Annotated in this window: 15 protein-coding genes; 9 read left to right on the top strand and 6 right to left on the bottom strand. The window is 58.8% G+C overall.

The window, feature by feature from the left end:
- Positions 1–271: 271 nt before the first annotated feature.
- The 3 genes from BFQ03_RS25370 to BFQ03_RS25380 all read left to right on the top strand — a co-directional run bounded on the left by BFQ03_RS25370 (position 272) and on the right by BFQ03_RS25380 (position 2021).
- Entirely contained in the window at positions 272–1141 is an 870-nt protein-coding gene (locus BFQ03_RS25370) for an AraC family transcriptional regulator (protein WP_032857576.1), read from the top strand.
- A 149-nt stretch (positions 1142–1290) separates the two neighbouring features.
- Entirely contained in the window at positions 1291–1620 is a 330-nt protein-coding gene (locus BFQ03_RS25375) for a hypothetical protein (RefSeq protein ID WP_032857579.1), read from the top strand.
- A 29-nt stretch (positions 1621–1649) separates the two neighbouring features.
- Entirely contained in the window at positions 1650–2021 is a 372-nt protein-coding gene (locus BFQ03_RS25380; RefSeq protein ID WP_029300265.1) for a PH domain-containing protein, read from the top strand.
- Between the two features lie 94 nt (positions 2022–2115).
- On the opposite strand, the gene BFQ03_RS25385 is transcribed toward BFQ03_RS25380, so the two are convergent.
- Together BFQ03_RS25385 and BFQ03_RS25390 are read right to left on the bottom strand one after the other, a co-directional pair.
- Positions 2116–2343, bottom strand: a complete 228-nt coding sequence (locus BFQ03_RS25385) for a hypothetical protein (RefSeq protein WP_065944255.1) — start codon at positions 2341–2343, stop codon at positions 2116–2118.
- A complete protein-coding gene (locus BFQ03_RS25390; protein WP_065944256.1) occupies positions 2340–2852 on the bottom strand; it encodes a type VI secretion system amidase effector protein Tae4 in 513 nt (170 codons plus the stop codon). Before BFQ03_RS25390 ends, BFQ03_RS25385 begins: the two co-directional genes overlap by 4 nt.
- A 281-nt stretch (positions 2853–3133) precedes the next feature.
- Here BFQ03_RS25390 and psrA point away from each other — a divergent pair, with 281 nt between their 5' ends.
- From psrA to phnX, 4 genes are all read left to right on the top strand, one after another.
- Positions 3134–4225, top strand: coding sequence for an iron-containing alcohol dehydrogenase PsrA (gene psrA, locus BFQ03_RS25395; RefSeq protein ID WP_032857585.1), 1092 nt, complete (start codon positions 3134–3136; stop codon positions 4223–4225).
- A 92-nt stretch (positions 4226–4317) separates the two neighbouring features.
- Positions 4318–5613, top strand: a complete 1296-nt coding sequence (locus tag BFQ03_RS25400; protein WP_065944257.1) for an MFS transporter — start codon at positions 4318–4320, stop codon at positions 5611–5613.
- 37 nt (positions 5614–5650) lie between these two features.
- Positions 5651–6523, top strand: coding sequence for a LysR substrate-binding domain-containing protein (locus BFQ03_RS25405; RefSeq protein ID WP_065944258.1), 873 nt, complete (start codon positions 5651–5653; stop codon positions 6521–6523).
- 82 nt (positions 6524–6605) lie between these two features.
- Positions 6606–7433 carry a phosphonoacetaldehyde hydrolase gene (gene phnX, locus BFQ03_RS25410; RefSeq protein WP_065944259.1) on the top strand — a complete coding sequence of 276 codons (828 nt, stop codon included), beginning with the start codon at positions 6606–6608 and terminating at the stop codon, positions 7431–7433.
- Positions 7434–7496: 63 nt separating this feature from the next.
- Here the strand turns inward: phnX and BFQ03_RS25415 are convergent, their stop codons facing one another.
- Positions 7497–7880 carry a c-type cytochrome gene (locus BFQ03_RS25415; protein WP_032857595.1) on the bottom strand — a complete coding sequence of 128 codons (384 nt, stop codon included), beginning with the start codon at positions 7878–7880 and terminating at the stop codon, positions 7497–7499.
- A gap of 55 nt (positions 7881–7935) precedes the next feature.
- Positions 7936–8496, bottom strand: coding sequence for a hypothetical protein (locus tag BFQ03_RS25420; protein WP_175403920.1), 561 nt, complete (start codon positions 8494–8496; stop codon positions 7936–7938).
- A 174-nt stretch (positions 8497–8670) separates the two neighbouring features.
- On the opposite strand from BFQ03_RS25420, the gene BFQ03_RS25425 reads away from it, so the two are divergent.
- Both BFQ03_RS25425 and BFQ03_RS25430 read left to right on the top strand, forming a co-directional pair.
- The gene (locus BFQ03_RS25425) at positions 8671–9390 is read left to right on the top strand and encodes an SDR family oxidoreductase (protein WP_065944260.1); all 720 of its coding nucleotides are present in this window, start codon (positions 8671–8673) and stop codon (positions 9388–9390) included.
- Between the two features lie 108 nt (positions 9391–9498).
- Entirely contained in the window at positions 9499–9876 is a 378-nt protein-coding gene (locus tag BFQ03_RS25430) for a response regulator (RefSeq protein WP_032857597.1), read from the top strand.
- 35 nt (positions 9877–9911) lie between these two features.
- Here the strand turns inward: BFQ03_RS25430 and BFQ03_RS25435 are convergent, their stop codons facing one another.
- Together BFQ03_RS25435 and BFQ03_RS25440 are read right to left on the bottom strand one after the other, a co-directional pair.
- Entirely contained in the window at positions 9912–11228 is a 1317-nt protein-coding gene (locus BFQ03_RS25435) for a sensor histidine kinase (protein WP_065944261.1), read from the bottom strand.
- On the bottom strand, positions 11225–11935 hold the full coding sequence (locus BFQ03_RS25440; protein WP_032857599.1) for a response regulator: 711 nt from the start codon (positions 11933–11935) through the stop codon (positions 11225–11227). Before BFQ03_RS25440 ends, BFQ03_RS25435 begins: the two co-directional genes overlap by 4 nt.
- Positions 11936–11986 lie beyond the last annotated feature (51 nt).

Consider the following 11986-nt stretch of genomic DNA (forward strand, 5'->3'; position numbering starts at 1 on the left):
TTTGCTGTCAAGTGATTATTTTCAGAAGTTTTCAAGGAATCCTTAACAACTTCAACCACTTGCGCTTTCGATCTCTCGTCAGCGGGAGGCGAATAGTACAGGATTAAAATACGTGGTCAACCCCCGCCTGAAAATTCTTTCCAAAGCGCCTGGGTTGCCATTATGAAACGTCCAAGACAACCCCATCACTACCTCAGCAAGCACGGCTAGGCGCAGGCAAGCCGGGATGGCTGACTCTGATGCCTACCGAAATCCCAGGAGCCTCCATCCAGTGCCTGACTTGTCGAGCAACGCCGCGTACACACAACGCTTCAATGCAGTCCTCACCTATATAGAAGCCAATCTAGAAGGTGACCTGTCCGTGAAGGCGTTGAGCCAAGTGGCGAATTTTTCGGCATTTCACTTCCATCGGCAATTCACCGCCTTCGTCGGCGTACCTGTTTCACGCTATGTGCAGTTAATGCGGCTACGACGCGCGGCGCATTGCCTGGCCTCCACCCGGGGTTATTCGGTACTGGAAGCAGCGTTCGGTGCAGGTTTCGAAAGCCCCGAGGCTTTTTCCAGGGCATTCAGGCGAGCGTTCGGTATGGCACCGAGTGCGTTCAGGAAGCAGCCCAGTTGGCAGGTCTGGAGTTCGGTGTTCACCATCCCTCACTTCTCAAGGAGCATCATCATGCACGTACGAATCGTAGAGTTTCACCCCGTCAGAGTGGCAGCACTCGAACACTGTGGCGCTCCAGGGCTCGTCAGCGAGAGTGTGCGCAAGTTTTCCGAGTGGCGCAGACAGAGCGGACAGTCGCCCGTGCAATCAAGTCGCAGCTTTGGTATTCCTTTCGGCAACCCCGATACAACCCCGCCCGAAGCATTCCGGTTTGCACTCTGCGGCGAAATTAACGAGGCCGTGGCCACAAATGAGTTCGGCGTAACCGAGCGCGTTATCCCAGGAGGACGTTGCGTTGTCGTGCGCCACGTGGGCTCGACGGACCACATTGGCGAGACGATCTACCCGATCTACCGCGACTGGCTACCCACCAGCGGCGAGGAACTGCGGGACCACCCCCTGTTCTTCGATTATCTGAGCGTTTATCCCGAGACCCCGCAGGATCAATGGCAGACTGATATATATGTACCGCTGCAATAACACGACACCCACCTACCGCGATATCCAATTTAATCTATACAAATCAAGCCATTAATGCTTTAAAGAAAGACCTTGAAACTCAAGGTCTTTTTTTCGCCTGCAGAAAAATGATCCCCCCCGCCGCGCCCGATAGAAGAGGACCCAGGACCATGGAATTGACGCTCGAAGCCGTTGCTCTATTCGCCCTCAAACTGGTACATGAGACCGAAGATGGCAGCCCGATTCTGCGCGATGATCTGGTCATGGACGGGTATGAGCGGGAGGTATTTGGGTTGCTGGTGCGCAGTGGCGACCTGCCAACCATCCAGCGCAAGGTAGATGAATGCACCAAGCTGGCCCTGGCGACCTTGGGTGGTGCCAACACGGTGTTGGGCCGCGAGCTGCAAAAGCTTATGACTGACGTCCAGCAAGCCTCGACACTAGAGGAACTGAAGCTCCCACTCGAAGCACTCAAGGACTACCTCAAGGCAATCCTGTAGCCCCTTCCCAGACACACAAGGACCGTCCAATGATCGACTTCAACAACAAAGGCTTCTTCAAACTCAAGCAAAACAACGAGTATGCCGAACGCGTTGCCTCGCTGTTGCTCGATGACGAACAAGTAGTCGATGCCTACAAAGCCATGCGCGACGGCGTAGTGTTCACCACCAAGCGCATTATCGCCGTGAACGTGCAAGGCATCACCGGCAGCAAGAAAGACTTCACCTCCCTGCCCTACAAGAACATCGTCGCGTACTCCGTGGAAACCTCCGGCACGTTCGATCTGGATTCGGAGTTGGAGATCTACTTTTCATCGCTGGGCAAAGTGAAATTCGAGTTCACCGGCAAGACCTCGATTGTCGAAATCTCCAGGCTGATTTCCAAACACCTGCTGGGCTGATTGGCAGGCAAAAAGACCTTGGAATACCAAGGTCTTTTTACTGCAGGCATTACTGATTCAATGGGTGTACGCAATCAAATGCCAGAACGGCTACCTACCCTCTACGCAAATACCTGCGATACCAAACAACGCCAACGAACGCTGAAGCCACAACCACCACTCCATTCCCCAACAACCAAATCCCAAAGTTGCGACTCTGCTGCGCATCCCCCTCATAAAAAGGCCCAAAGTAAGCCGAAACCGCCACAACCACACCGTTGAACACCCCCACCGCCACCGCAACCACCAAAATCACAAATAGCGCGCCCTTAAAAGCCTTCATAAAACCTTCCAAAACCAAATCTCCCTGGACTCGTGATAATCCGAGAATGATCCTTCAATCGAGAAACCCAGTTGAATACGCGGATAGCTCAACCAATCCGTCAATCGCCGCCCATTCCACAGGTCGATGTGATCACCACTGCGATTGCCAAACGTCTCGTTCCCCCGGCGCCAAAAGTCTTTGAAGAAAATGATGCCTCGCTGCCCGTCTAACACATCCTCAAAGTCTTCAGGGGATACTTTCTTCATCCGTTGCAAGCCGGGAACATTCGCGTTGCTCAACGCCTTGGCCATTTCTTCTGCTGCCAGTACATGCCCCTCACTTTTAGGATGCTGCCAACAATAGCGCATCCCCCTTAACCTGCTGAGATCTACGCCCGACCTACGCAGTGCAACACCGAGATTGATTGCGCATTGATCACTAAAGTTCTTGGCACCGTTAGTTCTGCAAGGTGCTGCATCTCCGAAAATTTGCGGGTGATTTTTCCATAGGGTATTGAACGTAAACATTCAGCGCTTCCATCGCAGATTTTTCACGAGAACTTAGCAAACGCACTGCGCCTAAAGATGGGTCTACATAAAAACCAGAAAAACCCTACTCACGTGTAGGTTCTGAGTGCAGGGCAAATAGGACACACCTGTCACACGTAGATGCAAGCTCGCCCAAGCAAACCGTCTTACCCCCACTATCGGCCCAACCAATCCATCCCCCCAATCTATCGATTTGAGCTCTTTCCCACCCTCCCCGACTATTGGCGCCACTTCCAACAACAAAAAACCAGGAACACGCCATGACTGCCCGATTCCATAACCCGGTAGACACCCGCTTCGGCTGGGGTTGCCTGCAAGACCTGGCCAGTATCACCGCGCAGCAGACCGTCACGCTCGTCACCTTTCCGGAAGCCCGTGCGCTGGGCTTGGTGGAGCGGATCCAGGCACTGCTGGGCGAGCGTCTGGTATATGTGGTCGAGGATGTGCAGCCCAATCCCGATGTTGCGCAATTGCGTGGCACCTACGAGCGTTTCTGGCAACAAGCCGGGAGCTGTGATGTGGTGCTGGCCGTCGGTGGCGGTAGTGCGATTGATACAGCCAAGGCATTGATTGTCGGCACCGAGTCCGGGCAGTTCGATGAGTTGCTGGCGTTGCTGGCGACCGGCCAACCGTTTGTGCCGGCCCATTGCAAGACGTTGATCGCGGCGCCGACCACCGCGGGTACCGGCAGCGAGGTGACGCCCTGGGCGACGATCTGGGATTCAGCCAGCCACAAGAAGTATTCCCTGCACCTGGACTGCACCTGGCCGAAGGTAGCGATTGTTGACCCACAGTTGATGCTCACGGTGCCAGCCGGGGTCACCGTGTCGACAGGGCTCGATGCTTTATCCCACGCCCTGGAGTCGATCTGGAATATCAACGCCAACCCGGTTTCTGACACTTTTGCGGTGTCGGCCATCGAGGACATCCTGGAATGCCTGCCGCAGCTGCGGCGCGACCTTGGCAATCCGGAGTTACGCTCGCGCATGGCACTGGCGGCGCTCAAGGCCGGCCTGGCCTTTTCCAATACCAAGACGGCCCTGGCTCACTCCATTTCCTATGAGATGACCTTGCACCACGGTCTGCCCCATGGCATCGCCTGCTCCTTTACCTTGCCGTTGGTGCTGGGGTTGGCGTGGGGGCATGACGCCGCGCGCGATCGCACATTGCAGCGGGTGTTTGGCGATGACCTGGACAAAGCCCAGGCCCAACTGCGCACGTTCCTGCATAGCCTGGACGTGAAAACCGAATTTACCGACTACGGCGTCACGCCCACCGAGGCCGCCGCAATGATCCGCTTCGCCCTGCAAGGTGCGCGCGGCAAGAACTTTATCGGTTCCAGGGCCGCCTAGGCCCAACGCAATTCAGTCTTTCCTCTTGCACCTGTAAAGCGTGCCACCCCGTAGCTGCGGTTTCGGGGGCGAATAACAATAAGGAAAACATCATGAATCGTGCACACACCCTGCCTGTCCCTGCCGTTCGCTCGGCATCGTTCCGTGTTGCCCAGTGGCGCATGCTGCTGGCGGCGATGTTTTGTTACCTGTTTTTCTACACCGGACGCCAAACCTTCGGCTTCGCCATCCCGGGGATACAGGCCGAGTTCGGTCTGACCAAGGAGGTGCTGGGCTGGATCTCGGCCGCCATGCTCTGGGCCTATGCCATTGGCCAGGCAATCAACGGCAACCTGGCCGACAAGTTCGGTGGCCGGCGCATCATGACCCTGGGCGCGGTGCTGTCCTGTGGCGCCAACTGGGTCACCAGTTTTGCCAGTGGCTTTGCCGGGTTGATCCTGCCGTGGGGTATCAACGGCTACTTCCAGGCCTTGGGCTGGGCGCCGGGCAGCCGCTTGATCTCCAATTGGTGGAGCGCCAGCGAGCGTGGCAGGGTCTATGGCTTCTATGTATTCGCCGCCGGCTGTGCGTCGGTGCTGTCCTATGTGACCTCCATCGTGGTGCTGGAGGTGCTGCATCTGGAATGGCGCTGGATCTTCCGTCTGCCGGTCCTGCTGATGTTGGCCGGGGGCATCCTGTTTTATCTGGTGGCCCGTGAGCGCCCGCAGGACCTGGGCTTCGAGCCCCTGGCCGATACCGGTGTGGCCAACGCCGAAGACAAGGGCCATGAAGTGGCCCATGGCACAGAAGAAACCTCGGCGCAGCGCTACAAGGCCGTGTTGAAAAACGCGCGCCTGATCATCGCTGCCGTGTCCCTGGGCTTCCAGAACGCGGCGCGCTACGGTTTGATCGTGTGGGTCCCGGTGCATTTCCTCGGCGCCAACTGGAAAAGCGGCGACAGCATGATCGATCCCAAGTGGATCACCGTCGCCCTGCCCGTCGGCATGGCCGTCGGCGCCCTGAGCAATGGCTGGGTGTCCGACAAGCTGTTCGGCTCCAAGCGCTACCTGGCGATCATGCTCTATATGTTCCTCGGCGCCGCCACCAGCCTGTGGATGTGGAGCCTGCCGCCCCACAGCGCGGTCGGCCTGGTCGCGCTGTTTCTGTGCGGGTTCTTTGTCTACGGCCCGGCATCCAGCTTCTGGGCCCTGTGCCCGGACTTGGTAGGCGCCAAGCGCGCAGGCACGGCCACGGGTGTGATGAACTTCTCGTCTTATCTGTTTGCTGGCCTGGCGGAACCGCTGATCGGCAGTATGCTCGACAGTACCGGCAATACGTCGCTGATCTTCATCGTCGTCACCTCGGCCTGCCTGTGCAGCGCAGTGGTAGCCCTGTTTATCCGCCGTTGATCAACCGGCTCGGCTGAGCCCTGGAACAGGATGGGTTATGTACCAGTACCACAAGTGGCTGCGTTCCTTTCATGCGGTGGCGAAGACCGGTAGCTTCACCCTCGCCGCCGAGTACTTGAGCGTCGGCCAGCCAACGGTCAGCGAGCAGGTGAACGCCCTGGAAAAGCAGTTCTCGGTGGAGTTGTTCCACCGTCGTGGGCGCTTTATCGAGATGAGTTCGGCCGGGCACGCGCTCTACGGGATCACCCAGGGCCTGTTCGGCCAGGAGGATGAAGCCATGCAATTGCTGCACAGCTTCAAGCAGCGCAAGACCGGGATGCTGCGCCTGGGCGCGGTGTCGCCGCCGATTGCAATGAACCTGACGTACGAGCTGATGCAACGCCACCCGGATATCGAGCTGGAGACCTCGTTTTCCCCGGAGAAGGAAACCCTCGACCGCCTGTTCAACTTTGATATCGATGTGGCAATCCTGGCCCTCTCGGAGTTTGACCAACGCTTCGATACGCAGCTGTATCGGCGTTACCCGATCATCGCGGTGGTGCGCGATGACCATCCCTGGGCGGCGCAGAAAGAGGTCCACGTCGAACAGATCAGCCAGGAGCGCTGGGTCATGCGCGAACGCAGCTCACGCACCCGCCAACTGGTGGAAGAGAGCTGCAAGCGCCTGAGTGTGGACCTGAACTGCGTGATGCAGCTCAATAGTCGCGAGGCAATCGTGCATGCCATCGCCAAGGGTATCGGCATTGGTTTTGTGTCGGCGGTGGAATACGCCGAAACACCGGGCACCACGCCGATCACTTTTGTCGACCACCCGTTTTCCATCGACTACCACCTGTGTTGCCTGGGCATCCGGCGCAACCGCCCGATGATCGCCGAACTGTTCGAGGCCAGCCCCATACCGGCTACCTGATTCGCTTCACCCTTTTGCACTCAACCGGCTTACCTCATTTATCGAGGGACGGCCTGCTCATACCCGAAAATGGAGATTGACCATGAACTACCAACCACCTTCCAAGCTGCAAGCCGTGGTCCTGGACTGGGCCGGCACCGTCGTCGACTTCGGCTCCTTCGCCCCCACGCAGATTTTCGTCGAGGCCTTTGCCGAGTTCGGCGTCGCCGTTTCCCTGGAGGAAGCGCGCGGACCGATGGGCATGGGCAAGTGGGATCACATCCGCACCCTGTGTAATCAGCCGCAGATTGCCGAACGTTATCGCGCCGTATTCAACCGCCAGCCGAGCGACGAGGACGTCACCGCCCTGTATGAGCGTTTCATGCCGTTGCAGATCGAGAAAATCGCCCTGCACTCGGCGGTGATTCCCGGTGCGCTGGAGGCGATTGAAACCCTGCGTGGCAAGGGCTTGAAGATCGGCTCCTGCTCGGGCTATCCGGCCGTGGTAATGGCCAAGGTGGTCGAGCTGGCGCGACAAAACGGCTACGTGGCCGATCATGTGGTGGCGACTGATGAAGTGCCCAACGGGCGCCCGCATCCGGCCCAGGCCCTGGCCAATGTGATAGCCCTGGGCATCAGCGATGTGGCGGCGTGCGTCAAGGTCGATGACACCTGGCCGGGGATTCTGGAAGGACGCAGTGCCGGGATGTGGACGGTGGCACTGACCTGCTCCGGCAACGCGCTGGGCCTTACCTACGCGCAATTCAAGGCGCTGCCGGCCGAGGAACTGGCGCAGGAGCGCGAGCGCATTACCCAGATGTTTGAGGGTTCACGCCCGCATTACCTGATCGATACCATCGTCGACCTGCCGGCGGTGATCGACGACATCAATGCGCGGCTGGCACGCGGGGAAACACCACAGGGCAGTTGAAATCAGTGCCTATCCTGCAGGAGCCGGCAAGTCGGTTCCTGCAATGGATTTGGTTGTATCCGGCTATTGCGCCTGAAAGGTCTCAAGATACGCCAGCAGATTCTCGATCTTCTCCTGATCGCTGATCCCCCAGAAAATCATGCGGGTACCACTCACCACTTTCTTCGGGTTCTCGATATAGGCCGCGAGTGTTTCCCGCGTCCACACCACACCTGAGTTTTTCATCGCGTCGGAATACTGATAGTCCGCCGTAGCGCCCGCCAGCCGCCCGATCACCCCATTGAGCTGCGGCCCGAAGCCGCCACGGGCGTTCAGCCCGACACTGTGGCAACCGCCACACGTCTTGGTGAACAACCTGCCACCCGCCTCGGCATCACCCGCTGCCGTCGCCGAAGTGTTGAAGAGCGTGGCCGTGAGTAAAAGGGGCAGCAAGGCAACGAGTTTCATCGGGGGCTCCAGATCGGGGGCTTCAGGCGGCAAAGGCGGCAATTATGCCTGCTGTTTACTTATCCTCGTCCAGGTTGTTGAAGCGTGCCCGATCGATCTGCCAAGGCAGGGCGGGCTGCGAGCGGATTTTCTTGTGTTTGCCACGGCTGAAAAAGTGCGTTTGCAGCTCCAGGAAATGCCGGTCGCGCCCAACCGACTCAAAGGTCACGACAAAGAAAATCAGCGGCGTGCTGGCCTTGGCCCAGACCTTGGAAGCCTTTTCGATGGCTGCGGGCAAATGGCTTTTGGTGCTGTAGGACACGAAGGTAGAGAACGCCGCCTTTTCATGGCTTTTAAACAGTTTGCTGATTTCATCCACTTTGTCGTTATGGGACTGGACCCACTCCCATTCAACGTTGGACAGAATGCTCTTGTCCGGGTATTTCAGGACCGCATCGGTGCGCCCGCCCTGCTCGAAATAAGCACGTGCACCAAGCAATTTTGCACACTGGCGTATCACCACCCCCACATGAATCGTCCAGCCGGCACGGTTGGTGACGGCATCGACCTCCACCGGAAAGTCCTGGTACCACAGGCAATTGAACAGGGTGATGAAGTCGCGTTCGATCCGTTTCATTTTTCGTCCTTGGCTACAGCCGGATAAATATCAAAAGGCCATCACTCTAAATCAATCGGAGGCAGATCGCGCCCTGCCCCGGCAAAACATTTGGATACAGCCATTCAATTGCCATCACTCGCCCCCTCTGTTTGCATGCGCCCTCCCATCAGCACGTCAGTTCAGGAGAGATCGATGAGAACCATGGTGGTCGGTGCAAGCAAGGGTTTGGGCAGGGCATTGATGGAAGGTCTGGGTGGTGTGGGGGATACCGTGGTCGGTGTCTCGCGCAGCCGTCCTGCCAACCTGGTATCCGCGACGGGTGCAGAAGTGCTGTGGGTGGAAGCCGACCTTGGCCAGCCAGCACAGGCCGCGCAACTCATCGAACAAGCGGTGGTGCAGGACGGCCTGGACACGCTGATCTATAACCTGGGCATCTGGGAAGAACGGGCGTTCGACGAGGCCTACAGTTTTCTCAAGGACGAGGATACGCAGCTGGAAGCCATTGTCAGTTGCAACGTCACCGCGCCGCTGCTGCTGATCAAGCGCCTGCTGCCCGTGCTGCTGAAGAGCCCGAACCCACGCATCATCCTTACCGGCTCGACCTCGGGCCTGCCCCAGAGCGGTCGTCCGGAAGTCACGTTCGGCGCATCGAAATTCGCCTTGCGTGGCATGGCCGATGCTCTGCGCGAAGGTTATCGGCACCAGCGCCTGGGTGTGACCTGCCTGAACCTGGGCTACCTGAATACCGAAGATCCGTTGAGCACATCCAGGCAAGAGGCCGAACAACGCGGCGACGGGCAGTTGATCCCGGTACACGATGTGGTGCAGGTGGTGCGTATGGCCTTGAGCCTGTCATCGGCCAGCTTCGTCAAGGAACTGACCTTGCCGGCCCTGCTGGATGAGCGCTTCTGAGGGGGAAAACCAGCCAAATGACCACCCATCGAATATAAAATATCCAATCGAACCTATCCATTCATCGCCCACTCCACCTTACTGACCTCTGATGGTGGAGTAGTGATCATGGCTCAGCCATCGATATTGGTATTGGAAGACGACGAAATCATTCGCTCACTCATGGTGGATGTGCTGGAAGAATTCGGCGCACAGGTCATTTCGTTTCCATCGGCGGATGAGGGGATGATTTTTCTGGAACGCTCCAGTGATCCGGTGGACTTGATTGTCAGTGATATCCAGATGCCTGGACTGCTCAACGGGTATGACCTGAGCCGAGTAGTGGCGCACCGTTGGCCTTCATTGCCCGTGGTCCTGACCTCGGGCAACACAGCGATGGCGGCGCAATTGGGCAGCACCGTGAGATTCCTGCCCAAGCCATGGAGCACTGAGCGTTTGCTCGACTGTGTACAACAAGCCTTGGGGCCGGATTCATCCCTGCATTGAATACGGCTCACATCTGCAATGGATCACCCTCCTCACTACACCGGCAGTATCACCACCGCCTCCAACCCGCCGCCCAGGCGGTCCCGCAGGGTCAGGGTGCCGCCATGCTCCAGGACAATCGCCCGGGCGCTGGAAAGCCCCAGGCCGACACCCCCCGTACTTTTGTTGCGTGAACCTTCCAGGCGGAAAAACGGCAGGAAGACCTGTTCGTGAAGTCCGCTGGGAATCCCCGGCCCACGGTCCAGCACGCGAATCACCATTTGCCCCGGCTGTTGCTGCAATTGGATTTCGGGCGCGTGGCCGTAGTGGATCGCATTGTCCACCAGGTTGGTCATCACCCGCTTGAGCCCCAGGGGCCGGCCGAAATACACCAGGCGCGGCGGACCGCTGAAGGCGATATCGATGGACTGGTCACGATAATCATCCACCAGGGTTTGCAGCAACTCGGACAAGTCCAGCGCCGTGGCCTGCTCCAGGCGTGCATCGTCGCGAAAGAACTCCAGGGCGGTATTGATCATCGCCTGCATTTCATCGACATCGCGAAACAGTTTCTGCTGCTGATCGCGGTCCTCAATGAACTCACCGCGTAGCCGCAGCCGCGTCAAGGGCGCGCGCAGGTCATGGGAAATGGCCGCGAGCATCTGGGTGCGGTCCTGGATAAAGTGCTGCAACTGCGCCTGCATGCCGTTGAATGCCAGGATCGCCTGGCGAATTTCCTCCGGGCCCACCGGCTCGATCGGCGGCGCCCGGAAGTCGGCACCAAAACGCCGGACACCCAGGGCGAAATGTTGCAAGGGCCTCGCCAGGCGCCGGGTGGCAATCAGGGTCACCAGCGCGGTGGAAATCAGCACCAGCACCAACACGATGACGCTACGCGGTCCTTCGGCAAGCCCCCAACTGCGCGACGCGGCGCTGAACATCAGCCACGAGTGATCGGTCAGTTCCACCAGCAACGCATAGTGCCCACCGGGACCTGCCCAGTCAGCCGGCTCAAAGCCCTCGGCCCGGCGCTCTGGCCAGGCCAGCGCATTCACGAACAGCTCTTTTCCCGTGCTGTAATCATCGTTCTTGACCTGGGGCAAGCCGAAACGCTTGGCATCCACCGCCCAATGCACGCTGAACATACTGTCGCCTGCCGAGCGGGCCAGGCTGGGGCGCTGGGCAGGATCCGCCGTCTCGATCATCCGGACAATCACCGCCACCTTGTCCAGCAGGCCGGTTTCACTCAAGGGTGGTCGGGCCCAGACGCCGGCGAGTAGCGAAAACAGAGTATTGAGCGCCAGGGCGGTGAACATGGCGATCAGGATGGTCAGGGCAATCCAGCGGGCCACCGTGTCGCGAGGACGCTTCATGAGCGACTCACACTGGCGGTAAATTGATAGCCGCCATTGCGCACCGTGCGAATCATCGCCGGGCGTTTGGTATCGAACTCCAGCTTGCGCCGCAGACGGCTGACCTGCACGTCGATACTGCGATCAAACGCATCGTGGCTGTGGCCACGGGCCAGGTTCAACAGCTGCTCGCGCGACAACACCCGCTGAGGATGCTCGACGAACACCAACAGCAGGTCGAACTCCCCGGACGACAAGGGGATCATCACCTGGTCCGGCGAGCGCAATTCGCGCCGGGTAAGGTCCAGTTGCCAGCCGGCGAAGCGAATCAACGGCCGTGAACTGTCGCCCGAGGGGCCCCGGCTTTCACCGGCACGGCGCAACACTGCGCGCACCCGGGCCAGCAACTCACGCGCATCGAAGGGTTTGCTCAGGTAGTCATCAGCGCCCATTTCCAGGCCCACCACCCGGTCGCTGAGTTCGCCCATGGCGGTCAGCATGATCACCGGCGTGGCGTATTGCTGGCGCAGGCGCTGGCACAGCAACAGGCCGTTGTCGCCCGGCAGCATCAGGTCGAGGATGATCAGGTCTGCAACCTGCTGTTCCATGGCCGCCCACAGTGCTGTGCCATTGGCTGCGGTCCGTACCGCGTAGCCATGTTGCAGGAAAAATTTCTTCAGCAGTGCGAGGACCTCAAGGTCATCGTCCACGATTAAAAGGTTGCTCACCGGCTGGCATCACTTGGCTTGGTCGAGGCGACATTCAAAACCATTCGCAGC

The sequence above is a fragment of the Pseudomonas sp. 25 R 14 genome (assembly GCF_900004755.1).
Classification (GTDB): Bacteria; Pseudomonadota; Gammaproteobacteria; order Pseudomonadales; family Pseudomonadaceae; genus Aquipseudomonas; species Aquipseudomonas brenneri.

Excerpts from the sequence above, each read along its gene's own strand:
- BFQ03_RS25420 (WP_175403920.1), bottom strand. The coding sequence starts at position 8,496 with ATGAAACGGATCGAACGCGACTTCATCACCCTGTTCAATTGCCTGTGG.
- BFQ03_RS25380 (WP_029300265.1), top strand. The coding sequence starts at position 1,650 with ATGATCGACTTCAACAACAAAGGCTTCTTCAAACTCAAGCAAAACAAC.
- BFQ03_RS25415 (WP_032857595.1), bottom strand. The coding sequence starts at position 7,880 with ATGAAACTCGTTGCCTTGCTGCCCCTTTTACTCACGGCCACGCTCTTC.
- phnX (WP_065944259.1), top strand. The coding sequence starts at position 6,606 with ATGAACTACCAACCACCTTCCAAGCTGCAAGCCGTGGTCCTGGACTGG.
- BFQ03_RS25435 (WP_065944261.1), bottom strand. The coding sequence starts at position 11,228 with ATGAAGCGTCCTCGCGACACGGTGGCCCGCTGGATTGCCCTGACCATC.
- BFQ03_RS25400 (WP_065944257.1), top strand. The coding sequence starts at position 4,318 with ATGAATCGTGCACACACCCTGCCTGTCCCTGCCGTTCGCTCGGCATCG.
- BFQ03_RS25405 (WP_065944258.1), top strand. The coding sequence starts at position 5,651 with ATGTACCAGTACCACAAGTGGCTGCGTTCCTTTCATGCGGTGGCGAAG.
- BFQ03_RS25390 (WP_065944256.1), bottom strand. The coding sequence starts at position 2,852 with ATGTTTACGTTCAATACCCTATGGAAAAATCACCCGCAAATTTTCGGA.
- BFQ03_RS25375 (WP_032857579.1), top strand. The coding sequence starts at position 1,291 with ATGGAATTGACGCTCGAAGCCGTTGCTCTATTCGCCCTCAAACTGGTA.
- psrA (WP_032857585.1), top strand. The coding sequence starts at position 3,134 with ATGACTGCCCGATTCCATAACCCGGTAGACACCCGCTTCGGCTGGGGT.
- BFQ03_RS25425 (WP_065944260.1), top strand. The coding sequence starts at position 8,671 with ATGAGAACCATGGTGGTCGGTGCAAGCAAGGGTTTGGGCAGGGCATTG.
- BFQ03_RS25385 (WP_065944255.1), bottom strand. The coding sequence starts at position 2,343 with ATGAAGGCTTTTAAGGGCGCGCTATTTGTGATTTTGGTGGTTGCGGTG.
- BFQ03_RS25430 (WP_032857597.1), top strand. The coding sequence starts at position 9,499 with ATGGCTCAGCCATCGATATTGGTATTGGAAGACGACGAAATCATTCGC.